We start from the raw sequence: 24,528 nt of genomic DNA, 5'->3' as shown, positions 1-24,528 counted from the left end.
CCCCGGGGGCTTTGACCTCCGGGGTGGCCTCAGGCTGCCTTGGCCAGCCGCTCGATCCGGCGCACCGGTATGCGCACCGAAACGATCGTTCCGACGCCTTCGGTGGACCTGATTTTCAGCGCGCCGCCATGCAGCTCGGCCAGCGAGCGCGAAATGGCGAGGCCGAGGCCGGACCCTTCGTGGTTCTTGGAAAACTGGTTCTGTACCTGCTCGAACGGCCGGCCGAGCTTGCCCAGCGCGTGCTTGGGAATGCCGCAGCCATTGTCTTCGATGCTCAGTGTCAGCGCGCCCGAGGCGTTGCGTGCCCGCACCGTGATGCGGCCGCCATGGCCGGTGAACTTCACCGCGTTGGACAGCAGGTTGATGACGATCTGCTTGATGGCGCGGCGGTCGGCGAACAGTGTCATCTGCTCGGCGATCTGTGTCTCGACGGTAATCGATTTCTGCGCCGCCTGCAGCGAGACGACCCTGACCGTCTCGCGGATCAGCGGGCAGAGGTCGATCTCTTCGCGATCCATCGAGAACTGGCCGGCCTCGATCTTCGACATGTCGAGGATGTCGTTGATGACGCCCAAGAGATACTTGCCGCTGGAGTTGATGTCGCGGGCATATTCCTCGTAGCGCGGCGAGCCGAGTGGTCCGAACAGCCGTCCCTCCATCAGCTCCGAAAAACCGATCACCGCGTTGAGCGGCGTACGAAGTTCATGCGACATGTTGGCTAGGAATTCCGACTTGGCGCGGTTGGCCGCCTCGGCGCGCTCGGTTTCCTTCATGTACTTGCGGTTGAGCTCGACCAATTCGCCCGAGCGTTCCTCTTCGGAGCGTCGCGCCAGGCTGAGATCGTGGATCGTCGCCATCAGCCGGCGCTCGCTCTCCATCAGCTTGTCCTGGTGCTGCTTGATCTGGGTGATGTCGGAACCGACGGACACAAGGCCGCCGTCGCGGGTGGTCAGTTCGTTGACCTGCAGCCAGCGCCCGTCCGCCAGCTGGCGTTCATAGGACGCGCCGGCACGCGGGCCGTTGGCGCTGGCCAGCCGCCGCTCGGACACGAAAGCGACCATGCGCTCTTCGAGATCTTGGCGGGCCGTACCCGGCAGCACGTCGCGGTCGCTCAGGCCGTTGTCGTGCTGGTATTTCGAATTGCACATCACCAGCCTGTCGCTGGCATCCCAAAGCACGAAGGATTCGGTGATGTTCTCGATCGCCGCCCGCAGCCGCTGGTCCGCGGCCTCCGAGCGCAGCGCCAGATGCCGCTGCTCGGTAATGTCGACGGCAATGCCGGTCATCTGGATCTCGGGCGCTTCGGGGTCGACGACCTGGGCGCGGGCGCGCATCCACACCCAGCGGCCATCGGCATGGCGCATGCGGAAGACACGGTCGATATGGTCGACTTCGCGGGCCACCACCTGGTTGGCCAGTTCGAACAGGTCGCCGTCTTCGGGGTGGATGATGCGCGCCACTTCGCCGAACGACAGCATCGCCTCGCAGGCCTCGTAGCCGAGCAACTGGTACATCGAGCCCGACCAGTACATCTTGCCGCGAACCATGTCCCAATCCCACAGCCCGCATTTGCCGCGGACAAGGGCGAGATCGATGCGCTCATGCGCTTCGAGGTAGATGCCGTCGGCGGCCTGGGCGCGCGCCGCCTGGCTGAAATAGGCATAGAGGATGATGATCAGGATGCCGGCCGTCATCACGAACAGCGCGACGTTGAGCGACACCGTCTTGCGCCAGTCGGCGAACACGGCCTCCTTCGGCACCATGGCCGCCGCTGCCGCCCGCTTGTCGTCGGCGAGGCTGACAGCTGCCAGCCAGTCCTGGCCGCCGATGCGGATGTCCATCACGCCGGCGCGGTCGCCGAACATGAACAGTGGCTGCCCGCCCGAGATGATGGCGTCGAGTGACTGGCCCTGCCAGCCGGTCGACTGCGGGCTGACCGCGACGACGCGGAAATTCCCGTCGGTCAGCGCAATCACATGGCTGCGGCTCAGCGTGCCTTGCTGGCTCGTGCGCTCGAGCAGGTCATGGCTGGCGGCGGCGAAGGGCACGTCGGTCGTGGCGCCTGCCATCAGCGAGTTGACCAGCTCACCGGCCGAAAGCGCCAGGATAGCCTTGGCGTTGCGTTCGACATCGTCGCGCAGGGCCATCATCGACAGGAAGCGCGCACCGGCAACGACGATCAGGAAGATGACGATCAGTGTCGGAATGGAGCGGCGAAGCAGCGGCTCGGCGGCAAGAAGCCGGCGGTACGCGGGCTCCGCGATAAGACGTGCATTGCCCGACAGGCCAGCGCCACGCGCCTGCCTGCGACGGCCAAAAGCAGTCTCATCGGGCGCGCCCCACGCGTCCGCCTTTGCCATAAATGGCTCCCCAAATCCCGTTTCCTGGTAGATGATCCGGCATACACCGAACTTCCGAATCGTCACTAAAGAATCAAAGCTGATTCGCCTTGTCCAGTGGGGCGGGGGAAAAAGATTAAAATTCGGCTAAAAGTCAGCGGAATGAGCGGCGCAGCAAAACGGCGGCCCCTGTTTCGGGAGCCGCCGCGTTCTGGAACATTGCCCTGGGAAGCGAATTCAGGTCAGATCGGCCTCGCCTGAATTTCTCGGCGCTTGTCAGGCCAACGTGCGTTCGATGATGTCGCGCAGATCGGCCGACAGCCCTTCCTTGGCTTGCATCGAGAGCAGGGCCGCACGCGCCTTTGCCTGGCGCTTGGGTTCGAGCGAACGCCATGACCTGAGCGCGGTGGCGAGGCGTGCGGCGACCTGCGGATTACGCTTTTCCACCGTCAGTACGGATTCCGCGAAGAACGTGTAGCCGGCACCGTCGGCGCGGTGGAAACCGGTCTGGTTGGCGCTGGCAAAGCCGCCGATCAGCGAGCGCACCCGGTTGGGGTTGGCGATCGAGAAGGCCGGGTGCTCGGTCAGTGCCTTGACGGCATCGACTGCGCCGGCGCCGGGGGCCGTCGCCTGGATCATGAACCACTTGTCCATGACCAGCGGATCGCTGCGGTAGCGCTTGTCGAATTCGGCCAGCGCCTCCTTCGCTTCCTCCGAGCCGGCATGGCGATGCGCCAGCACGGCAAGGGCGGCCGCACGGTCGGTCATGTTGGTTGCCGAGGCGAAATGCGCTGACGCCCGCGCGGCACCGCCCGGCAGAATGGCGAGATAGTCGAGCAGCGTGTTGCGCAGCGCCCGCCGGCCCGCACTTGCGGCGTCCGGCGAGAACGTACCCGACATGCGCAAATCGTCGTAAAGCTGCGAAAAGACTCCGCTGTTGCCTTCCGCCATCTTGCGCGCCAGCGCCTCGCGTCCGGTGAAGATGGCATCGGGGTCGATGTTCTTGCCGATATCGCGGGCAATGTCGGCTTCACCCGGCATGGCCAGCGCCAGCGCCCGGAAGGCATGTTCGAGCGAGCCGTCGCCGGCGATGCGTCCGGCCAATGCCGCCAGGTCCGCGCTCAACTCGGGCCGCTTGCCGCCGAGGATGTCCTTGAAGGCACCGATGGTGGCGTCGGTCAGAAGCGTGTTGAATGCCTGCCAGCGCGAGAACGCATCGCTGTCGTGCGAGGCGAGGAAGATCTGGTCCTCCGGGCGCTGCTCGACGGTCAGCGTGATCGGTGCCGAAAAGCCGCGGTTGACCGACAGCACCGGCCGTTCGCTCACTCCGGAGAAGGTCACCACATGCTTGCGCTTGCGGACGTGGATGACGCCGTTTTCGACGGTCGCACCCTCGGCGCTGCCATAGGCCATGTCCTTGCCGTCGGCGCCGACGAGGCCGAAGGCGAGCGGGATGTGCATCAGCCGCTTGCGGCTTTCCGACGGTGTCGGCGGCACCGATTGCTCGATCTCGATGGTGAATTCTGCCGTGGCTGGGCTATGCGATGCCGTCACGCTGAGGTTCGGCGTACCCGCCTGATGGTACCAAAGCGCGAACTGCGACAGGTCGCGGCCCGACACGTCCTCGAACACCTTGAGGAAGTCCTCGATGGTCGCGGCATCCCCGTCATGGCGCTCGAAATAAACGTCCATGCCTTTGCGGAAGGTCTCCGCGCCCAGCACCGTGCGGATCATCCGCACCACTTCCGAACCCTTCTCGTAGACGGTTGCCGTGTAGAAGTTGTTGATCTCGCGATAGCGCCTGGGGCGAACCGGATGCGCCAGCGGCCCCTGGTCCTCTGGGAACTGGTGGGCGCGCAGCGTGCGCACCTCGGCGATGCGCTTGACCGGCCGCGAGCGCTGGTCGGCGGAGAACTCGTGGTCGCGGAAGACGGTCAGCCCTTCCTTGAGGCAGAGCTGGAACCAGTCGCGGCAAGTGATTCTGTTGCCTGTCCAATTGTGGAAATATTCATGCGCGATGATCGCCTCGATATTGGCGAAGTCGGCGTCCGTCGCGGTCTCCTCGTCGGCAAGCACGTACTTGTCGTTGAAGATGTTGAGACCCTTGTTCTCCATCGCGCCCATGTTGAAATCGGACACGGCGACGATGTTGAAGACGTCGAGATCGTATTCGCAGCCGAACACCTCTTCGTCCCATTTCATCGATCGGCGCAGCGAATCCATGGCGTAGCCGGCCTGGTTCTCCTTGCCGTGCTCGACATAGATGCCGAGCTCGACCTCTCGGCCCGAAGCCGTGACGAAGCGGTCCTTGATGCAGCCGAGGTCGCCGGCGACCAGCGCGAACAGGTAGGACGGCTTGGGGAAGGGGTCGTGCCAGACCGCATAGTGCCAGCCGTTGGCGAGATCGCCATGCTCGACCGGATTGCCGTTGGCCAGCAGTAGCGGCGCCTCGGCGCGCTCGGCCTCGACGCGCACGGTGTAGACCGACAGGATGTCGGGCCGATCGAGGAAATAGGTGATGCGGCGGAAGCCCTCCGCCTCGCACTGGGTGCAATAGACCTTGCTCGAGCGATAGAGGCCCATCAGCGCCTCGTTGCGCGATGGTGCAAGCTCGGTCTCGATCAGCAAGGTGAAGTGCCCTGAGGCCGGTGGGGTGTAGATGACCAGCCGCTCGGGCGTGGCGTCGAAATTGGCGGCATCGACCGTCTCGCCGTCGATTTCGATCCGGCGCAATGTCAGCCCGTCGCCGTCGAGTTCCAGTTGCACCGGCTTGTCGACGCCAGCGCGTCGCTCGATCGTCAGCCTTGCCACCACCCTTGTGTTGTCTGCGCCGAGGCGGAAGTCGAGTTCGGTCCTGGGGATCAGGTAGTCGCTCGGCCGGTAATCCTCGAGACGAAACACCTGTCCGGTATCAGTGCGCATGTGGTGGGCCTTCCTGTCGACGTCCGAACGCTGGCTGCATGCTGGTAGAACAAATATGCGGCCGCTGCTCTTTACACGAAACGCCCCCTCGGCAAAACTGTTCGGGACCGCACATTTGCTGCGCTCCTCCACCAATCCTCACGGGGCAGATATGACTATCGTCACGCCGAAATTCGGGATGGGCGCATCCGTTTTGCGCCTCGAGGACGCGGCATTCATCACCGGCACGGGCCGCTACACCGACGACATTGCCCCGGCATCGCAACTCCACGGCTATGTCCTGCGTTCGCCGGTCGCCAAAGGCAGCTTCAAGATCGGCTCGGTCGAAGACGCACGCGCGGCACCCGGGGTCCGTCTGGTGCTGACCGGCGCCGATGTCGTCCATCTCGGCGAACTCAAGTCGATGGTCATGCAGAAGCAACCCGACGGCACCCGTGCGCCGACCCGCGACATCCCGATCCTGTGCGGCGACCGGGTCAACTATGTCGGCGATGCGATAGCCTTCGTTGTCGCCGACACCAGGGCGTTGGCGCAGGATGCCGCCGAACTGATCGAGGTCGATTATGATGGCGAAGACGCTGCGGCCAATACAGCGACCGCGCTGGACGACGAGACGCCGCTGGTCTGGCCCGAACTCGGCTCAAACCGCGCCTTCACCTACCATCTCGGCGACAGGGACAAGACCGACAAGGCTTTCGCCAGCGCCGACCATGTCACCCGCATAGAGTTCATCAACAACCGCCTGATCTGCAACTACATGGAGCCGCGCTCGGCCATCGGCGAGTGGCGCACCGACGAGGACCGTTTCGTGCTGACCACCGGTTCGCAGGGCGTGCATTCGATGCGCAACGTCCTGACCGGGCAGGTCTTCGGCATAGCCGCCGACAAGCTTCGCGTCATAACCCCCGACGTCGGCGGCGGCTTCGGCACCAAGGCTTTCGTCTATCGCGAACACGCGCTGGTGCTTGAGGCCGCCAAGCGGCTCGGCCAGCCGGTCAAATGGGCGAGCGACCGCACCGAGCATTTCCTCACCGACGCGCAGGGGCGCGACAACGTCGTCGCCGCCGAAATGGCGATGGACGGCAACGGCCGCTTTCTTGGCCTGCGCGTCGAACTGCTCTCCAATGTCGGTGCCTATGTCTCGCAATACGGTCCTGTCATCGCCCATATCGGCGCCAGCATGTCGACCGGCGTCTACGACATCGAGGCGCTCGATGTGGCGATTACGGGCGTTTACACCAACACCTGCCCGGTCGATGCCTATCGCGGAGCAGGGCGCCCGGAGGCCGCACTCCTGGTCGAAAAGCTCGCCGATGCCTGCGCCCACGAACTTGGCCTGACGGTCGACGAGATCCGCCGCCGCAACTTCATCCGCCCGGAACAGTTCCCCTACCGGACCCAGACAGGCCGGCTCTACGACGTCGGCGAATTCGAAGCGCACATGGACCTCTCCATGCAGCGCGCCGCCTGGGAAAGCTTCCCCGAGCGGCTCGCCGAGGCGAAGCAGCGGGAGAAAATCCGCGGCATCGGGATGGCGACCTACATCGAAGCCTGCGCTTTCGCCGGGTCCGAACCCGCGCGCGTCGAGCTCAATGCCGACGGCACGGTCTCGGTCTTCATCGGCACCCAGTCCAACGGCCAGGGCCACGCCACCGCCTACGCCCAGTTCGTGTCGGAAAAGCTCAATCTCGAGGTCGCCAGAATCAGCGTCCACCAAGGCGATACCGACCAACTGCCCAGCGGTGGCGGCACCGGCGGTTCCCGCTCGATCCCGCTCGGCGGCGTCTCGGCCTCCCGCGCTGGCGAGGCATTGGCGGAGAAGCTCAGGAAGCTCGCCGCCGATGAACTCGAGGCCGCGGCCGCCGACATCGAACTGGAAAACGGCGAGGCACGCATCGTCGGCACCGACCGCGCTATCGGTTTCGCGGCGCTTCATGCCGCGGCGAAAAACCCGGACGATCTCAAGGCGATGGGCGAGTTTGTTCAGCACGAGGCCACTTATCCCAACGGCACCCATATCTGCGAGGTCGAGATCGATCCCGAGACTGGCGCCACCGAGGTCGTGGCCTACACCATCGTCGACGACTTCGGCATGACGGTAAACCCGCTGCTGCTGGCCGGCCAGGTCCACGGCGGCGTCGTCCAGGGCATCGGCCAGGCGCTGTCGGAAGAGGCGGTCTACGGCGAGGACGGCCAGCTCCTGACGGCGAGCTTCATGGACTACACCATGCCGCGCGCCGACTCCGTGCCGTCCTTTCATTTCGAGACGCGCAACGTGCCGTCGACCACCAATGCCATGGGCATGAAGGGCGCCGGCGAGGCCGGCACCATCGGCGCGACGCCGGCCGCACTCAATGCCGTCACCGATGCGCTCCACCGGGCCTACGGCATAGGCCATATTGAAATGCCGGCGACGCCCGCGCGCGTATGGGCAGCGATAGAGGCGGCCAGGGTGAAGTGAAGCATCAAGTGGTTCATCAGGCTTTGTCGCCGCTTACAGGTATCGCGCTCAAGGTCATTTCGGTGGCAATCTTCGTCGGCATGTCGACCAGCATCAAGCTGGCCGGCCAGGTGCCCGCCGGCCAGATCGTCTTCTTCCGGTCCTTCTTCGCCATTTTTCCGATCCTGGTCTTTCTCGCCTGGCAAGGCGAGTTGCGCACGGCGGTCGTGACCACGCGGCCGTTCGGGCACATCATGCGCGGGCTGGCCGGGGTCACGGCGATGGGTTTCAGCTTCTTCGCGCTGACGCAACTGCCGCTGCCGGAGGCGATCACGCTGAACTATGCCCAGCCGCTGCTGGTCGTCGTCTTCAGCGCCCTCATCCTCGGCGAAAACGTTCGCGCCTATCGCTGGACTGCGGTCGCGATCGGTCTTGTCGGCGTGCTGATCGTGTCATGGCCCAATCTGACGCTGTTTACCTCGCCCGAAGGTGTGAGCGACAAGGCGGCGATGGGCGCGGTGGCCGCCATTGTCGGCGCGGCACTTTCGGCCATCGCCATGCTGCTTGTCCGCAACCTGGTCCATACCGAACGCACCGCGACGATCGTGCTGTGGTTTTCGCTGACCGCCAGCATCATGGCCCTGTTCAGCATCCCGTTCGGCTGGCAGTCGCTGACCTGGGAACAGACGGCGCTGCTCGTCACCAGCGGATTCTGCGGCGGCATCGCGCAACTGTTCATGACCGAGGCCTACCGCCACGCCGAGGCGTCGACGGTCGCGCCGTTCGAATACACGTCGCTGCTGCTCGGCATCGTCGTCGGCTATCTCGTCTTCGGCGATCTGCCGACCCTGTACACGCTGGTCGGTGGTGTCATCGTCGTCGGCGCCGGCATCTTCATCATCTGGCGCGAGCGGCGTCTCGGCATCGAGCGCCAGGCGGCCAAGAAGGCTGCCCCGCCGCAATAGCTCATTGCTTGGCCAGTGCCCTGAGATGGGCCGCCGTCTCCTCGTCGGCGGGGAAGAAGGATTCGATCGCCAGCTCCGACAACGTCACGTCGAGCGGCGTGCCGAATACGGTGATCGTGCTGATGAAGGACAGCACCGTATCTCCCATGCGAAGCCTTAGCGGATGGGCGATCGCCTGCGGATCGGCCTGAATCGGGCGGCCCGTGCGCGGACCGTCGGGATAGCCCAGCAGCTCCCGCTCCAGCGCTTCCAGCACCGGATCGCCGGCGGTGTCGTTCTGGTGCTTCAGCCGCTCGATCAGGTGCGAGCGCCATTCGTGCAGGTTGACGATGCGCGGCGCCACGCCTTTCGGATGCAGGCTGAGCCTCAGCACGTTGACCGGCGGCTCGAGCAGCGAGGCGTCCTGCACGCCTGCGAGCATCGGGGCCAGCGCCGCATTGCCCTCGATCAGGTTCCAGTGCCGGTCGACGGCGATTGCAGGGTAGGGCTCGTGGCCCTTGAGCACCATGCGCACCGCGTCCATGGCCGGCGCCAGCGACGGGTGGTCGAGTGGTCTTTCGCCGAAGGTCGGCGCGTATCCGGCGGCCAGCAGAAGCTGGTTGCGCTGGCGCAGCGGGATCGACAGCCGTTCGGCCAGGTGAAGAACCATGTCGCGCGAGGGCGCCGACCGCCCGCTTTCCATGAAGCTCAGGTGCCGCTGCGAGATTTCGGCATCCATGGCGAGATCGAGCTGGCTCATGCGCCTTCTGGTACGCCATTCGCGGATCAGGCCGCCTACGGGGTTTTGTGTCGTTGCCATCCGCTCAACCTAAGCGGCATGGGTACTTATTGCTATTACCTCCGGCGTAATCGCCTTGGCCCAGTTCCGGTGGGATGTTCGGCATCAGGAAGGCGGTCGCAGACAGCCTCCGCCACAACCGAACCAGGAGCTTTAGCCATGTCGATTACCGTCACCCCTTTCCTCCGCAACGTCCTCTTCGCCGACGCTCTGGTCAGCGGCGCCGCTGGCATCCTGATGATGCTTGGCGCCCCGTTGCTGTCGCCGCTCCTTGGCCTGCCGCAGGATTTGCTGTTCTGGGCCGGCCTGGCGCTGGTGCCATTTGTCGCCATGCTGGTGGTTCTTGCGCGGCGAGCCGCCGTTTCGAGGCTGCTGATGATCGACATCGTCGCCATCAATGGGCTTTGGGTGGTCGGCAGCCTTGCCCTGTTGCTCTCTGGCGCAGTGCAGCCGACGATGCTCGGCACAGCCTTTGTCGTCGTCCAGGCGCTGGCGGTCGCGGTGTTTGCTGAACTGCAGTTCATCGGCATCCGCCGCGCAGCTGCCACCGCCTCCTTTTAGAGGCTGCCCAGTTCCCGCAGCTTCGCTTTGACCTCGAGGAAGTCCCGCCACGCAAGTTTCTTGTGGGCGGGATTTCTGAGCAGATAGTCCGGATGCAGCGTCGGCATGACGGGAATGACCGTGCCATCAGATGTCGTGTGGTTTTTCCAGGTGCCGCGAACGCGCAGGATGACGTCAGGCGAACCAGTCAAGACCTTTGCCGGCGGCCCGTCCAGCGTCACCAGAACCTTGGGTTTGACGAGCGCTATCTGGCGTTCGATGAACGGCCGGCAGATCTCGGTCTCATGCGGCGTCGGCGCACGGTTGCCGGGCGGCCGCCACGGAATCACATTGGCGACATAGGCCGATTTCCGGTCGAGGCCGATTGCCGCCAGGATGCGGTCGAGCAACTGCCCAGAACGTCCGACGAAGGGCAGGCCCTCGAAATCCTCGTCGCGGCCGGGCGCTTCGCCGACCAGCATCAGGTCCGCATCCGGGTTGCCGTCGGCAAACACCATGCTCTTGGCCGTGGCCTTGAGATTGCAGCCTTCGAAGCCTTCCATGATCTGCCTGAGCTCGTCGAGCGTCGCAGCCTTTGAGGCGATCTCGCGCGCGGCGGCTGCCTGGGCTTCGTCGGGCACCGCTGCGGATACGGCCGGGCGCGGCGGCGGAGGTGCGCCCTTGTCAGGTCTTGCCGGTTCAGAGCGAACCGCGCCCTGCGGGCTTTGCTGGGCAGACCCTTGGACAGCAATTGTTTGGCGCTGCGCGCTTTCGGCAAATCTGTCGATAGGATCGTCCAGAATCGCGTCGTCGACGCCTGCCGACGCATAGAAGGCGAGCAGATCGCGCAGATCCGGACGTTCATTTCCCGAAAGTGAGGCCATGCCCCAGTTTCGGCGTTACGCCAGCGATTTGCAAGTTCACGACGACGGGATGCGCGGGTCCTGCACCAGATAAAAGCGCCAGCGCGGCGTGTAGTCGGTCACCAGGAAGCTGAAACCGACCACGGCGCGAGGGTCGACCTTGCCATCCGTATAGCGCAGGCGGTCGTAGGGCTCGAAGTCGCGGCTGTACTGGGCAAAGCTGTCCGATGAAATGTTGGCGTTGTCGGTCCGCCTCTGGTCGAAGGACAGCCCGTCGCCGAAAACGCTGGCATGTCCTTGTAATTCCTGCAGCTCGAACTCGAACTCCACCCAGGCTTGGCCGCTGTTGTTCAGCGCTTCGACGCGCACGAACATGATGCCGCTGGCGTAAAATCCCGAACTGTCGAAGGGTCTGATCGGCCGGGTCGTCCTGATCGTCAGCGTCACCGGTGTCGCCGACTGCAGTTCTTCCTTGATGACGAAGGGATCTTCGCGCGTTCCGGTGCCCGAAACCGAGGTGATGCGAAAGCCGCCCAACTCGTCGGAGAACGAATAGGCGCCGGCATTCCACACCTTCTGGTCCGCTTCGGTCTCTTGAGAGCGACCTTCATCGCTCAGCCATGTCGCAATAAGAAGGGCGGCCCCGGCCAGGATGTGGCGTCTAGGGTGACGGCGCTTCGGTCCGGTCCTGCAAGGCACGTATGGGCGCATGGAGAATCAATGGACGAATAGGCTGTTGAACACACCTGAAAACAGACAGTACGGGGCGGCGAATGCTGCCGAAAGGTGAAATATTTTGACCTTTACGTTAACGTAATATAATTCATCGTCGGGGCGGAACGTCATAGCCACAAGGCCGATGTGTGGCCGGTTCGATTTGACGTTTGCCAACGATGCGCTATGCAGCGCTTAGCTACAGATCGCCCTTGGGGACAGGGCCAGCCAATGCGGAGGGATTGATGAGCGATATCGAACGCGAGAGCATGGAATTCGACGTTGTCATCGTCGGCGCCGGGCCGGCGGGCCTGGCAGCGGCGATCCGGCTCAAGCAGGTCAATCCCGAGCTTTCGGTCGTCGTGCTGGAAAAGGGCGGCGAAGTCGGTGCGCATATCCTGTCGGGCGCGGTTGTCGATCCGATCGGCATCAACCGCCTGTTGCCCGACTGGCGTGACGATGCCGACCATCCGTTCAAGACGCCCGTCACCGACGACCATTTCCTGATCCTCGGCCCGGCCGGCTCGGTCAAGCTGCCGAACATGCTGATGCCGCCGCTGATGAGCAATCATGGCAATTACATCGTCTCGCTCGGCAACGTCTGCCGCTGGCTGGCCACCAAGGCCGAGGCGCTCGGCGTCGAGATCTATCCCGGCTTCGCCGCAGCCGGCCTGCTCTACAACGATGAGGGGGCCGTCACCGGCGTCGTCACCGGCGACATGGGCATCGAGCGCGACGGCAGCCACGGCGCGGGTTTTGCGCCGGGCATGGCGCTGATGGGCAAATATGTGCTGATCGGCGAGGGCGCCCGCGGTTCGCTCGCCAAGCAGCTGATCGCCAGATACGACCTCGGCGCCGGCAAGGAGCCGCAGAAGTTCGGCATCGGGCTGAAGGAACTGTGGCAGGTCGCGCCGGAAAAGCACAAGCCGGGCCTGGTCCAGCACTCCTTCGGCTGGCCGCTCGACTTCAAGACCGGCGGCGGCTCGTTCCTCTACCACCTCGAAGACAACATGGTGGCGGTCGGTTTCGTCGTCCACCTCAACTACAAGAACCCCTATCTCGCCCCCTTCGAGGAATTCCAGCGCTTCAAGACCCATCCGGCGATCCGCGGCACCTTCGAGGGCGGCAAGCGGCTGTCCTACGGCGCCCGGGCCATCACCGAGGGCGGCTACCAGTCGGTGCCGAAGCTCTCCTTCCCCGGCGGCGTGCTGATGGGCTGCTCGGCCGGCCTGGTCAACGTGCCGCGCATCAAGGGCTCGCACAACGCGGTGCTGTCGGGCATGCTCGCCGCCGAGCACGTCGCCGAAGCCATCGCCGCCGGCCGCGCCAATGACGAACTCGCCGCCTACGAGGCGGCCTGGCGTTCGACCGACATCGGCAAGGATTTGAAAAAGGTCCGCAACGTCAAGCCGTTGTGGTCGCGTTTCGGTACCATCCTCGGCGTCGGCCTCGGCGGCCTCGACATGTGGCTCAACACGCTGTTCGGCGTCTCGCCCTTCGGCACGCTCAAGCACGGCAAGACCGATGCCCAGTCGCTCGAGCCGGCATCGAAGCACGCCAAGATCGACTATCCCAAGCCCGACGGCGTGCTCACCTTCGACCGTCTGTCGTCGGTGTTTTTGTCCAACACCAACCATGAGGAGAACCAGCCGGTCCACCTCCAGGTCAAGGACATGGAGCTGCAGAAGCGCTCGGAATATGAGGTCTTCGCCGGGCCTTCGAGCCGCTACTGCCCGGCCGGCGTCTACGAATGGGTCGATGCCGACGGCAACTCCATCGCCGGCGAGCCGGGACATGCCGACGCCAGGTTCGTCATCAACGCGCAGAACTGCGTCCACTGCAAGACCTGCGACATCAAGGACCCCAACCAGAACATCAACTGGGTGCCGCCCCAGGGCGGCGAGGGTCCGGTCTATCCGAACATGTGATTTCTGCATTTGCAGCACATCCAGTGACAAAAGAACGGCCCGGAAGTCCTCGCGACTTCCGGGCCGTTTCCGTTGTGGCGAATGGCTTCAGCTGCCGCGTGGCGCCGGGGGCGTTTCGAGCACCACCGTCTGCGTCTCGTCCTCGGGTTGGGTGGCGCTGTCGCGGAACGAGAATTCCACCAGCAGCGGCCGGTGATCGGAACCGGCAGCCTCGCCCATGGTCACCGAGTGCACGGTGACATCGCCCTTGGCCATGACGTGGTCGATGGTCAAGCCGGCAAAGCGCATGAAGTCGGGCAGCATGAAGGTCAGCCAGGTGCGGCCGGCTGCCGGCATCAGCGTCAGGTCGCCGGCCTTGGCGACGCGTCCGACGGCAGCACTCCATGGCGTGGCGTTGAAATCGCCGCCCAGGATCGCATTGTCGCCGAGCGTGGCGAGATCGCCGCTCAGTTCGCCGATCTGGGGCGATTGCTCGAACGGCCACGGCCAGCCGAGGTGAAGGGCGGCCACGTCGCTTGTCCGGCCGCCGAAATCGACCTTGGCGATGGCCAGCGCCCCACCGCCGAAGCATTGCGGCTCGCTGCCTTCGGCAAACGGCCTTCGCGACAGGATCGCAACGCCGAAGATGCGGTTGGGGTAGGGGCACAGGATGCGGTGGGGGTAGCGCGCAAACAGCGGCTCAAGGCTCTTGGTCCACTTTGCCGACACTTCCTGCAGGGTGATGATGTCGGGCTGGGTCCGGCCGACCAGCGACAACACCTTGCCCGGCTCGGTGCTGTTGAAGCGCAGGTTCATCTGCAGCATCTTGTAGACCGGGCGGTCGGTGGCGCGCGGCTGGATTGCGGCATGCACCGGCCCGAGGCCGGGCAGCGGCAGCGCGCTCGACGTGGTGGACAGTGCCGCGGCGCCAAAGGCCAGCGCCGCAACCGCTTGCCAGCGCAGCGAGCTAAACAGCAGCGGCAGTGCCGCCAGCATCATCAGCACCGCCAGGTGCACCCTGAAATGGGCGAACGAATCGAGCGCCGGGTGCCAGGCGCCGAAGAACCCGGCGACCAGCGGCACCGAAAGCAGCATCATCGCCGCAAAGCAGGCGATCTTGCCGAATTTGTAAAAAGCCATGGTCGTCATGTCCGCTTCATGTCGCGACAAATGCGGCCCATTGATGATCGATTATGTGCCTCCTGTATCTGGCCGCAAGCCTGCTTTGACAAGCCCCGTCGAGCGCTGCCCCGGTTGAAATCCGGAACGAACCGTGAGACCGATGGGCCGAGTTCACCGGCGCTCGCGGCCAGGTATCGCCCGACGCTGCATCTGCCTTGCGGAGAATGGAATGAAAACAGCCGCCCATCACTGGCTGCGGGCTTGTGCGGTCCTGGTTCTGGCGACGACGGTTGACGCCCGCGCTAACGGCCAGGTCGTCGAGCAGGTCAAGACCTATGCCATATCCGGCACCACCGCGCCCGAACTTTATGCCTCGATCGGCGAGCGCGGCCCCAAGGCCAGCGTCGGCCGCGCCATCGCCCACACCAATTTCAAGCTGACCTGGCAGCGCAAGTACGAGCCGCAGGGCGATGCCTGCACCCTGGTCGCGGCCAAGCCCAGGCTCATCATCACCTACACCTTGCCAAAGCCAGCCGGCCGCCTGCCGGCAGCGCTCCAGCGGCGCTGGGATGTGTTCTATGAAGGCGTCAGGCGCCACGAGCTGGTGCATGGCGAGATGATCAAGCAGATGGTGGCGACCATCGAAAAGACCACCATTGGCCTGTCGGTGCCGGGCGATCCCGGCTGCAAGAAGATCAGGCAGGAGATCACCAGGCCGCTGTCGGAAGCCTCGCTGGCCCAGCGGCAGCAAAGCAGCGACTTCGATCGCGTAGAACTCGGCGATGGCGGCAACGTCCATCGCCTGATCCTGACCTTCGTCAACGGGCAGTAACCCGCACGCCGAGGCGTTGGCGCCCGCAGTTCACGGGCGCGATGAGCCGTCCCTACTGGAACGCCGTCTCGGCAAAGCTGCGCAGCTTGCGCGAATGCAGCCGCTCGTTGGGCATTTCGGCCAGCTTTTCCAGGGCGCGGATGCCGATGGTCAGGTGCTGCGCCACCTGCCGCTTGTAGAACTCTGTCGCCATGCCCGGCAGCTTGAGTTCGCCATGCAGCGGCTTGTCGGAGACGCACAACAGCGTGCCGTAGGGCACCCGGAAGCGGAAGCCATTGGCGGCGATCGTTGCCGATTCCATGTCGAGCGCAATCGCACGCGACTGCGACAGCCGCTGCACCGGTCCGCGCTGGTCGCGCAGTTCCCAGTTGCGGTTGTCGATCGTCGCCACCGTGCCGGTGCGCATGATGCGCTTGAGGTCGTAGCCGGAAAGCCCCGTCACCTCGGCGACCGCCTCTTGCAGCGCCACCTGCACTTCGGCCAGCGGCGGGATCGGCACCCAAACCGGCAGGTCGTCGTCGAGCACGTGGTCCTCTCGGACATAGGCGTGCGCGAGCACATAGTCGCCGAGCGCTTGTGTGTTGCGCAAGCCGGCGCAGTGGCCGAGCATCAGCCAGGCATGCGGCCTCAGCACCGCGATATGGTCGGTGATGGTCTTGGCGTTGGAGGGGCCGACGCCGATATTGACCATGGTGATGCCGGCATGGCCCGGCTTCTTTAGATGGTAGGCCGGCATCTGCGGCAGCCTTGCCGCCGGCGTGCCTTCGGACGGTGTCGTGGCACCGGCCTTGGTCACCATGCCGCCCGGCTCGACGAACTCGGTGTAGCCGCCGCCGCCCTTGGCCATCAGGTCGCGGGCCAGCACGACGAACTCGTCGATGTAGAACTGGTAGTTGGTGAACAGCACGAAATTCTGGAAGTGCTGCGGCGTCGTCGCCGTGTAGTGGGACAGCCGGTGCAGCGAATAGTCGATGCGCTGGGCGGTGAAAACGGCCAATGGGCGCGCTTCGCCCGGCATGATCTCGAACGTGCCGTTGGCGATGTGGTCGTCGGTGCCGTCGAGATCCGGCACGTCGAACAGGTCGCGGATCGGGCGCTGGATGCGGTCGGCGGCAGCGCCGTCGACATGGGTGCCCTCGAGGAAGGCGAAATGCAACGGGATCGGCGTCGACGATTCCGACACGGTCACCGGTCCGCCATGGTTGCGCATGATCAGCTTCAGCTGCTCGGTCAGATAGCTCTGGAACAGGTCGGGCCGGGTGATCGTCGTCGAGAAATGACCTGGCGTCGGCATATGGCCGTAGGCCTGGCGGGAATCGACCTGCGAATACGACGTCGTGGTGACTCCGACCTCGGGGTAGAAGGCGCGGAAGCGCACGTTGGTGTCGGCACCCGCGGCAAGCGAGGCGAAGGCCTCGCGCAGGAAGGCGGTGTTGCGTTCGTAGAGCTGCTGCAGGGCAGCCACCGCCTTGGCGGCATCGCTGAAGCTCTGCTTGGGAAACGGCAGCGGCGAGGAGATGGATTCGATGGGTTCAGGATAGATTCGCTTTTCCATGACCCATTATAGAGACCAATCATGACAGTTGGGAGGGGGCCGATGGCGGGTCCCGCCAAATCCACGCTCAGCTGCGCTGCAGGCTGACCAGCAGCACGAAGCCGACGCCACCCTTGCGTGCCGCGGGCGCCTCGATCGTCGAACCGTTGTCGGCGCGCAGTTGCGGCACGGCCAGCACCGGGGCGGCGAGAACCATCAGGATCAGCGCGGCCCGCGGCAGGAGCCGGAGCGTCTTTCTGATCTGGGTTGCGGTGCGGGTCATTGGCTTTTCTTTCGTCTCGGACAGTTGGTTCGGTTACTTGCTGTGCGGCGCTTCGCAGGTCAGTCCTTCTTCGAAGACACAAGGCACGACATTGCCGATATCCCATGAGCGGGCGGGGCGGCTGGTCTCGGCGACGATGGTGGCAAACATGATGCCGAACATGGCGCTGAGCAGACAAACGATAGTGAACCGGCGAGCGAGCATTGGTGTCTTCCCCTTCAATGCGAGGGAATATGCGCCGTCGCGACTGAACGGGTTCTGAGACCTCCGTTCATCTTCGGTTCAAATTTATTGACGGTGCTTAAGACGTTCGCAGGGTTGTGTTTGAGGAGCCCACGCATATCTGCAGTCTATCGACCATCAACGGAGACTGCGGAATGACCACCCAGACGCTGCCGATCGAGCTCTATTATTGGCCCACGCCCAACGGCTGGAAGATCTCGATCATGCTGGAGGAACTCGGCGTTCCCTACACGGTCAAGTACATCAACATCGGCAAGGGCGAGCAGTTCGAGCCGTCATTCCTCAAGATCGCGGCCAACAACCGCATGCCGGCGATCGTCGACCCTGAAGGTCCGGGCGCCGACGGCAAGTGGGGCCATGAGCCGATCTCGATCTTCGAGTCGGGTGCGATCCTGCAATATCTCGGCCGTAAGTTCGGCAAGCTGTACCCTGCCGACGAGCGCGGCCGCGCCGAGGTCGATCAATGGCTGTTCTGGCAGGTCGGCGGTCTCGGCCCGATGGCCGGCCAGGCGCATCATTTCCGCCAATATGCGCCGGAGAAGATCGCCTATGGCATCGAGCGCTATACCAACGAGGTCAACCGCCTCTATGGGGTGATGAACAAGCGCTTCGCCGATCGCGAATTCCTCGCCGGCGACTATTCGATCGCCGACATTGCCTCGCTCGGCTGGGTCAAGCCCTACAAGAACCAGGGTCAGGACCTCGACGACTTTCCCCACCTCAAGCGCTGGTTCGAAACACTGATGGCCCGGCCGGCGGTCGTGCGCGGCATCGCGGTCGGCGAGGATCATCGTCGCAATCTCGCCGACGACAAGGAAGCCCAGAAGGTGCTGTTCGGGCAGCGGGCGAGGGCCTGAAGAGAGCGAGTAGCGAGTAGTGAGTAGCGAATAGGGGGAGGCAGCGCCTCAGTTGCCCCTACTCGCTATTCGCTATTCGCTATTTCCCATTCGCTCCTACAGCTTCGACCAGTTCTGCGTCTTGCAGATCAGGCCACCAAGCACGCAGCCCTTCATCTTGAGGTTCGAGCCGGCGAGGCTGGCCTTGCCTGTATAGGTCTTGTCGTTGGCCGGATCGGTGATCTTGCCCGAATAGGCGCTGTCGCCATCAGCATTGAAGGTACCGATCTTCTTGCCGGCATGTTTGCCGTCTTTCAGCGTGATGCAGAAGCTGCCGCCGCAGGACGCGATCGCGGCAGTCGAGCCCGCCTCGGTCTTCCAGCTGCCTTCGATCGGATCGGCATGGGCCGCACCGGCCAGCATCATCGTGGCCGCCACGGCCACGCTCATCTTACGAAACATTGAAGTCCTCCCGGTTGGTATCTTGCTCAGGCATCTCCCCCGCCTGACGTTTACGCAAACGTAAGCGTAATGCAGCTCTGGCGAAAACGAAAGCGGTGCCGCAGGGGAAGCCGGAAGCATTTTTGAGCCCTGAAAACACCGGCATAGCGCTCTGAAATTCACCGATGGCGACGGATGAAAGCTGCGCGTGGTTATCAAAGACTTTCGCGTCCGGGCGCAAATTTTCATCGCATTTTCTCCAAATCCCAGCCGGCGCAACGGTTCCTATCCTTAATGAATTCCGAGGTTTACCCTTTGTTTTAGGTTTGTTTTCCTGGAATTAAGCACGCCATTTAACGCCGGATTCAAGGCTCGGCGGCATCCTCGGAAGCATCGAAAGAGCAGCTCGGGGGACACCAGCGGGCCCGCTCTCGGGAGACAGACAGGGGATAAGAAAATGGCACGTTTCGAAATCTTTGATGCTGGCTTCGGCGCGATGGGTTCCACCGCTCAGGCCGACATTCTTCTGGAATTGGGCATGATGTATGCGACCGGCCGCGATTGCGAGGTCGACGTCGTTACCGCCCACAAATGGTTCAATATCGCCGCGATCAAGGGCTCTGCCCGCGCTGCCGAGTTGCGCTCGGAATTGTCCGGCTCGATGTCCAAGCTCGACATCGTCAAGGCGCTGCGCGAAGCCCGCGAATGGATGACCACGCACTGAATACTGCTTCCGGGGGGAAGATCGAGGTCGCCCGTATGGCGGCTTCCAATAACAACAACGCGACGGCCTGAAGGACGGGCGAGGCGCGATCGGAATAACAGGGCAGGCGGACTGCGACGGGGCCACAGACGCTCCGCGACGTTCTCCACGAAAAAGGCCGCGACCGATCGAAACAAGATCGGCGCGGCCTTTTTGTTTTTTCCAGGCGGTTACCGGTTGCCGGCATCATTGCCGGCAGTGCCGCTTGCAGGCACAATGTTCCGATGCCCATGCGCCAAGACAAGGCACAACTTGGGTGAGAGGTTTCCGGCGCATTTGAAGTATGGCGCGCGGCATCGCCGGCGCGCCCAGGGAGAGGGAAAAATGCATTTCAAACGTTCAGTTGGCGCATTGCTCGCGCTGTCGCTCAGTGCCGGCGTGGCATTTGCCGAAGACATCACTGTCGCCGTCGTCGGGCCGATGACTGGCCAGCTCGCCAACATCGGCGACCAGTTCCGCCAGGGCGCCGAGGCTGCCGTCAAGGCGATCAACGAAAAAGGCGGCGTCCTGGGCCGCCAGCTCAAGCTTTCGGTCGAGGACGATGTCTGCGATCCCAAGCAGGCGGTTTCCGTTGCCAACCGCATCGTTGCCAACGGCATCAAGTTCATCGACGGCCATGCCTGCTCGGGCTCGAGCATTCCGGCGTCGGCCGTTTATGCCGAGAGCGGCGCGCTGATGATGTCGCCGGCGTCTTCGAACCCGATCATGACCGACGATGCGGCCGCCAAGGGCTGGTCGACGATCATGCGTCTCTATACCCGCGACGACGCGCAGGGCGCCTTCATCGGGCCGTGGATCGCCGAGAAGTACAAGGGCAAGAACGTTGTCGTGCTGCACGACAAGAGCGCCTACGGCCAGGGCGTGGCCGATGCCGTCAGGAAGACGATGAATGCCGGCGGTCTCACCGAACTCCTGTACGAAGGCATCAATGCCGGCGAGAAGGACTATTCGGCGCTCGTCACCAAGCTCAAGGAACTCAAGGCCGATGTCGTCTATTTCGGCGGCTACCACCCCGAAGCCGGCCTCATCCTGCGCCAGTCGGCGGAGCAGAACTTCAAGTATCAGCTGATCATGCCGGACTCGATCGCCTCGCCTGAATTCTGGCAGATCGCCGGCCCGGCCGGCGAAGGCACGATGTTCGTCTTCCCGTCCGACCCCCAGGCCAAGCCTGAAGCCAAGGAAGCGGTCGAGAAGATCAAGGCCGGCGGTTTCGTGCCGGAAGGCTTTACCTTGTTCTCCTACGCCACCATCCAGGCCTTCGCGCAGGGCATCGAGCGCGCCGGCACCGACGATCCGATGAAGGTCGCCGAGGCGCTCAAGGACGGCAAGCCGATCAGCACCGTCGTCGGCGACGTCGTCTTCGACGAGAAGGGCGATCTGAAGAACGCGAGCTACGACATCAACCAGTGGCATGACGGCAAGTACGCGCCGATCAAGCAGTAAGCTTTCCTGGAAATGTTGAATTGTTCCAATGGCCGGGCTTGTCCCGGCCATTGTCGTTTTCGCGGGCTTGGCGCAAGATGGTGCATTCGCACTCGGACGTAAAACGCGCGCCGTTTTGGCTGCGAGTTTGCTTCGTGCGTCGATTTCAGGAGGAACCGAGCCATGAGCCTTCGTATCAACGACACCGCCCCGGATTTCAAAGCCGACACCACGGAAGGCCCGATCAGCTTTCACGACTGGATCGGCGACGGCTATGCCGTGCTGTTTTCGCACCCCAAGGATTTCACCCCGGTCTGCACGACCGAACTCGGCTACATGGCCGGGTTGAAGTCCGATTTTGCCAGCCGCAACGCCAAGATGATCGGCATTTCGGTCGATCCGGTCGAAAACCATCACAAATGGAAAGCCGATATCGAGCAGCTGTCGGGCAACAAGGTCGACTACCCGATGATCGGCGATCCGACGCTTGCCGTAGCCAAGCTCTATGACATGCTGCCTGCCGGTGCGGGCGACAGCTCGGAAGGCCGAACCCCGGCAGACAACGCCACGGTGCGCTCGGTGTTCGTCATCGGCCCGGACAAGAAGGTCAAGCTGACACTGACCTATCCGATGTCGACCGGCCGCAACTTCGACGAAATCCTGCGTGCCCTGGATTCAATCCAGCTGACGGCCAAGTACCAGGTCGCGACGCCCGTGCAGTGGAAGCAGGGCGACGACGTCATCGTCACCGCTGCCGTGTCCGACGAGGACGCAATCAAGCGCTTCGGCTCGTTCGAGCGCGTGCTGCCTTATCTCCGCAAGACCAAGCAGCCGACCACGCACTGATCCGCAACGGACTACAACAAGAAGCCGCGCCCCTGGCGCGCCTTCTTGTTTGCCGCGTCAACTCATGCCGACATAGCGGCCGGGACGGTGGTTGATGGCAATGATCAGATTGAGTACCGCAGCACCTGCCACCGACAGCGCCACCTTCGACCAGTCGAGGTAGAACAGCGATATGAACAGGATGGTCAGGTCGACCGCGAGCTGGAAATAGCCGGCGCGGATGCCGTGATTGTCCTGCAGGTAGAGCGCCAGGATGTTGAAGCCGCCGAGCCCGGCGCGGTGGCGAAACAGCACCAGAAGCCCCATCCCCATCAGTCCGCCGCCGGCGACCGCCGCATAGAGCGGATCGACATGCGCGATGCCGATCCACTCCGGCGTCAGCCGCGACAAGACTGAAATCAGCGCGACGGCTGCAAATGTGCGCAGCGCGAACGGCCAGCCCATGCGCTTCACCGCGAGATAGTAGAAGGGCAGGTTGATGACGAAGAACACCGCGCCGAAGCCGTAGCCGGTCACATACTGAATGAGCAGCGCCAGTCCGGCCGAACTGCCTGTGATCAGCTCGGCATGGGTGTAGAGCACCAGCCCCAGCGCCACCAGCGTCGTGCCGGTCAGCAGCGCCAGCACGTCCTCGTAGAGCCCATGCGGGATGGCTTCGCTGTTGGCCTCGGTCACGGTGTCGCCTGTCGTTGATTGCTGCACCGCAGCCCTAAGACGTCAGCCCGAAAATCGAAACCCATTTTCGGGCTGGAGTTGCGCTTTCGCAAACGGCAGCGCTATTCCTCGAAGCGCACCAGAACCGTTCCGTCGGTCACCTGCGCGCCTTCCATGGCGATCTCCTGGATCACTCCGTCGTGGGTGGCGGCAATGGTGTGTTCCATCTTCATCGCCTCGAGCACCAGAAGCGGCTGGCCCTTGGTGACCTTGTCGCCCTTGGCCGCACGTACCAGCTTGACCAGCCCCGGCATCGGCGCGCGCATGCTCGAAGTGCCTTCGCCGATCTCGGCTGCGCGCGCAAATGGGTCGCTGATCGCGAAGTCGAAGGAACGCCCGTTTTCGAACACCGTGACGTGGCCGGGCCAACTGGCGACCGTCGCCCCACTTGTGCCGCTAGCGTCGGCCGAAAGCACGAAGCTTTCGCTGCCGTCCGGACGGACATCGAAGCGCCCGTCACTCCGCGCCATGATGTGGGCGACGATCTCCGCGCCGCCAAACGACAGGCTCGCCCGTCGCGCCAGCGGGTTGAAATGTGCGTAGCCGGCGATGCTGGACCACGGATCTGCAGAGGCTTCCGCATTGCCGGCACCGGTTGCAGCGAGGGCTGCCAGCGCCACTGCACGGCTGCTGGGGGCCGCACTCGCCGTCAGTTCCTCCTGCTTGCGGCCGATCAGCCCAGTGTCGACATCGCCCGAGGCGAAGTCGGTATCGCGGGCCAAGGCTGCCAGGAACGCCGCGTTGGTGGTCGAACCCGCCACTTCGGTCCGCGATACGGCATCGGCCAACGCTTCGAGAGCAGTCGTGCGGTCGGCACCATGCGTCACCACCTTGGCGATCATCGGGTCGTAGAACGGCGAGATGGCATCGCCCTGGCGCACGCCGGTCTCGATGCGGATTTCGGTGCCGGCGGCAGTCTCGGTCGGAAACCTGAGATGATGCAGCGTGCCGATCGCCGGCAGGAAGCCCTTGGCCGGGTCTTCGGCATAGAGCCTGGCTTCGAAGGCGTGGCCATCGAGCCCGATACCGTTTTGCCCGACAGGGATTTCCTCGCCCGCGGCCACGCGCAACTGCCATTCGACCAGGTCGACACCTGTCACCATTTCCGTCACCGGATGCTCGACTTGCAGGCGCGTGTTCATCTCCATGAACCAGAAGCGGTCCGGCTTCAGCCCGTCCGAGGCATCGACGATGAACTCGATCGTGCCGGCGCCCGAATAACCGATCGCCTTGGCGGCCTTCACCGCGGCATCGGTCATCGCCGCGCGCAACTCAGCCGTCATGCCCGGGGCAGGGGCTTCCTCGATCACCTTCTGGTGGCGGCGCTGTGCCGAGCAGTCGCGCTCGAACAGATGCACGGCGTTGCCATGGTTGTCGCCGAACACCTGCACCTCGATATGGCGCGGCTTGTCGACATATTTCTCGACCAGCACCCGGTCGTCGCCGAAGGCGGCCTTGGCCTCGCGCCGGGCGCCCGACAGGGCGTCGGAGAAGTCGTCGGGATGGTCGACCCGGCGCATGCCCTTGCCGCCGCCGCCGGCGCGCCCCTTGATCAGCACGGGATAGCCGATCTCGCGCGCCTTGCTGGCGAGGATGACGATCTCCTGCGCCTCGCCGTGATAACCTGGAACCACCGGCACGCCTGCCTTTTCCATCAGCCGTTTGGCCGCATCCTTGAGGCCCATGGCGCGGATCGCCTCTGCCGACGGCCCGATGAACACGAGCCCGGCCTGCGTCACCTGGTCGACGAAGTCAGGGTTTTCCGACAGAAAGCCATAACCGGGATGGATCGCCTCGGCACCCGTCGCCTTGGCTGCCGCGATGATGAGGTCGCCGCGCAGGTAGCTCTCGGCCACAGGCGAGCCGCCGATATGCACGGCCTCGTCGGCCATCGCGACATGCAGCGCGCGCGCATCGGCGTCCGAATAGACCGCGACCGTTTTCACGCCCATCTTGCGGGCGGTGCGGATGACGCGGCAGGCGATTTCACCGCGATTGGCAATGAGGATTTTCGAAAACATGGC

At 64.0% G+C, this 24,528-nt stretch carries 21 protein-coding genes; 9 read left to right on the top strand and 12 right to left on the bottom strand.

The features are described from left to right. Positions 1 to 29: 29 nt before the first annotated feature. Positions 30 to 2,360 (bottom strand): PAS domain-containing sensor histidine kinase, encoded by a 2,331-nt coding sequence (locus O1Y97_RS20600; RefSeq protein ID WP_108608818.1) that lies wholly within the window; start codon positions 2,358 to 2,360, stop codon positions 30 to 32. A gap of 255 nt (positions 2,361 to 2,615) precedes the next feature. Beyond that, positions 2,616 to 5,261 (bottom strand): aminopeptidase N, encoded by a 2,646-nt coding sequence (gene pepN / locus O1Y97_RS20595; RefSeq protein WP_318762206.1) that lies wholly within the window; start codon positions 5,259 to 5,261, stop codon positions 2,616 to 2,618. Positions 5,262 to 5,412: 151 nt separating this feature from the next. Between pepN and O1Y97_RS20590 the strand changes: the two genes are divergently transcribed. Together O1Y97_RS20590 and O1Y97_RS20585 are read left to right on the top strand one after the other, a co-directional pair. After that, a complete protein-coding gene (locus O1Y97_RS20590; RefSeq protein ID WP_318762205.1) occupies positions 5,413 to 7,722 on the top strand; it encodes a xanthine dehydrogenase family protein molybdopterin-binding subunit in 2,310 nt (769 codons plus the stop codon). Further along, a complete protein-coding gene (locus O1Y97_RS20585) occupies positions 7,689 to 8,666 on the top strand; it encodes a DMT family transporter (RefSeq protein WP_318762204.1) in 978 nt (325 codons plus the stop codon). Before O1Y97_RS20590 ends, O1Y97_RS20585 begins: the two co-directional genes overlap by 34 nt. A gap of 1 nt (position 8,667) precedes the next feature. On the opposite strand, the gene O1Y97_RS20580 is transcribed toward O1Y97_RS20585, so the two are convergent. Beyond that, positions 8,668 to 9,465, bottom strand: a complete 798-nt coding sequence (locus O1Y97_RS20580; protein WP_318762203.1) for a helix-turn-helix domain-containing protein — start codon at positions 9,463 to 9,465, stop codon at positions 8,668 to 8,670. A gap of 138 nt (positions 9,466 to 9,603) precedes the next feature. On the opposite strand from O1Y97_RS20580, the gene O1Y97_RS20575 reads away from it, so the two are divergent. Continuing rightward, a complete protein-coding gene (locus O1Y97_RS20575; protein WP_108608814.1) occupies positions 9,604 to 10,005 on the top strand; it encodes a hypothetical protein in 402 nt (133 codons plus the stop codon). Here O1Y97_RS20575 and O1Y97_RS20570 read toward each other — a convergent pair. Then, positions 10,002 to 10,868: a uracil-DNA glycosylase gene (locus O1Y97_RS20570; RefSeq protein WP_318762202.1), complete on the bottom strand. Its 867-nt coding sequence runs from the start codon at positions 10,866 to 10,868 to the stop codon at positions 10,002 to 10,004. The genes O1Y97_RS20575 and O1Y97_RS20570 overlap by 4 nt on opposite strands. Positions 10,869 to 10,904: 36 nt before the next feature. Next, entirely contained in the window at positions 10,905 to 11,558 is a 654-nt protein-coding gene (locus tag O1Y97_RS20565) for a hypothetical protein (protein ID WP_108608812.1), read from the bottom strand. Positions 11,559 to 11,806: 248 nt separating this feature from the next. Here O1Y97_RS20565 and O1Y97_RS20560 point away from each other — a divergent pair, with 248 nt between their 5' ends. Continuing rightward, the gene (locus tag O1Y97_RS20560) at positions 11,807 to 13,489 is read left to right on the top strand and encodes an electron transfer flavoprotein-ubiquinone oxidoreductase (protein WP_318762201.1); all 1,683 of its coding nucleotides are present in this window, start codon (positions 11,807 to 11,809) and stop codon (positions 13,487 to 13,489) included. 87 nt (positions 13,490 to 13,576) lie between these two features. Here O1Y97_RS20560 and O1Y97_RS20555 read toward each other — a convergent pair whose 3' ends face one another. Continuing rightward, positions 13,577 to 14,617 (bottom strand): endonuclease/exonuclease/phosphatase family protein, encoded by a 1,041-nt coding sequence (locus O1Y97_RS20555; protein ID WP_404801208.1) that lies wholly within the window; start codon positions 14,615 to 14,617, stop codon positions 13,577 to 13,579. 202 nt (positions 14,618 to 14,819) lie between these two features. On the opposite strand from O1Y97_RS20555, the gene O1Y97_RS20550 reads away from it, so the two are divergent. After that, entirely contained in the window at positions 14,820 to 15,422 is a 603-nt protein-coding gene (locus tag O1Y97_RS20550; RefSeq protein ID WP_318762199.1) for a DUF922 domain-containing Zn-dependent protease, read from the top strand. 52 nt (positions 15,423 to 15,474) lie between these two features. On the opposite strand, the gene O1Y97_RS20545 is transcribed toward O1Y97_RS20550, so the two are convergent. The 3 genes from O1Y97_RS20545 to O1Y97_RS20535 form a co-directional block, all read right to left on the bottom strand. Then, positions 15,475 to 16,977, bottom strand: a complete 1,503-nt coding sequence (locus tag O1Y97_RS20545) for an AMP nucleosidase (RefSeq protein WP_108608809.1) — start codon at positions 16,975 to 16,977, stop codon at positions 15,475 to 15,477. Positions 16,978 to 17,044: 67 nt separating this feature from the next. Next, complete coding sequence (locus tag O1Y97_RS20540) at positions 17,045 to 17,239, bottom strand: hypothetical protein (RefSeq protein WP_055978476.1); 195 nt, start codon at positions 17,237 to 17,239, stop codon at positions 17,045 to 17,047. Positions 17,240 to 17,272: 33 nt separating this feature from the next. After that, positions 17,273 to 17,443: a hypothetical protein gene (locus O1Y97_RS20535; RefSeq protein WP_183263521.1), complete on the bottom strand. Its 171-nt coding sequence runs from the start codon at positions 17,441 to 17,443 to the stop codon at positions 17,273 to 17,275. Positions 17,444 to 17,616: 173 nt separating this feature from the next. On the opposite strand from O1Y97_RS20535, the gene O1Y97_RS20530 reads away from it, so the two are divergent. Continuing rightward, complete coding sequence (locus O1Y97_RS20530; protein ID WP_318762198.1) at positions 17,617 to 18,339, top strand: glutathione S-transferase family protein; 723 nt, start codon at positions 17,617 to 17,619, stop codon at positions 18,337 to 18,339. Between the two features lie 96 nt (positions 18,340 to 18,435). Here the strand turns inward: O1Y97_RS20530 and O1Y97_RS20525 are convergent, their stop codons facing one another. Further along, on the bottom strand, positions 18,436 to 18,780 hold the full coding sequence (locus O1Y97_RS20525) for a DUF2147 domain-containing protein (RefSeq protein WP_108608806.1): 345 nt from the start codon (positions 18,778 to 18,780) through the stop codon (positions 18,436 to 18,438). A 436-nt stretch (positions 18,781 to 19,216) separates the two neighbouring features. Between O1Y97_RS20525 and O1Y97_RS20520 the strand changes: the two genes are divergently transcribed. The 3 genes from O1Y97_RS20520 (at position 19,217) to O1Y97_RS20510 (ending at position 21,790) form a co-directional block, all read left to right on the top strand. Continuing rightward, positions 19,217 to 19,483, top strand: coding sequence for an SEL1-like repeat protein (locus tag O1Y97_RS20520; protein ID WP_108608805.1), 267 nt, complete (start codon positions 19,217 to 19,219; stop codon positions 19,481 to 19,483). Positions 19,484 to 19,846: 363 nt separating this feature from the next. Continuing rightward, positions 19,847 to 20,965 carry an ABC transporter substrate-binding protein gene (locus O1Y97_RS20515; protein ID WP_108608804.1) on the top strand — a complete coding sequence of 373 codons (1,119 nt, stop codon included), beginning with the start codon at positions 19,847 to 19,849 and terminating at the stop codon, positions 20,963 to 20,965. Between the two features lie 162 nt (positions 20,966 to 21,127). Next, positions 21,128 to 21,790, top strand: a complete 663-nt coding sequence (locus O1Y97_RS20510; RefSeq protein ID WP_108608803.1) for a peroxiredoxin — start codon at positions 21,128 to 21,130, stop codon at positions 21,788 to 21,790. A gap of 57 nt (positions 21,791 to 21,847) precedes the next feature. Here the strand turns inward: O1Y97_RS20510 and O1Y97_RS20505 are convergent, their stop codons facing one another. Together O1Y97_RS20505 and O1Y97_RS20500 are read right to left on the bottom strand one after the other, a co-directional pair. Further along, positions 21,848 to 22,465, bottom strand: coding sequence for a YitT family protein (locus tag O1Y97_RS20505; RefSeq protein ID WP_318762197.1), 618 nt, complete (start codon positions 22,463 to 22,465; stop codon positions 21,848 to 21,850). 101 nt (positions 22,466 to 22,566) lie between these two features. Beyond that, positions 22,567 to 24,525: an acetyl-CoA carboxylase biotin carboxylase subunit gene (locus O1Y97_RS20500; protein WP_318762196.1), complete on the bottom strand. Its 1,959-nt coding sequence runs from the start codon at positions 24,523 to 24,525 to the stop codon at positions 22,567 to 22,569. Between the last annotated feature and the right edge of the window lie 3 nt (positions 24,526 to 24,528).

The organism is Aminobacter niigataensis, from assembly GCF_946995915.1.
In the GTDB taxonomy this organism is placed as follows: domain Bacteria; phylum Pseudomonadota; class Alphaproteobacteria; order Rhizobiales; family Rhizobiaceae; genus Aminobacter; species Aminobacter niigataensis.
This window is presented reverse-complemented; position numbering and strand designations above follow the sequence as displayed.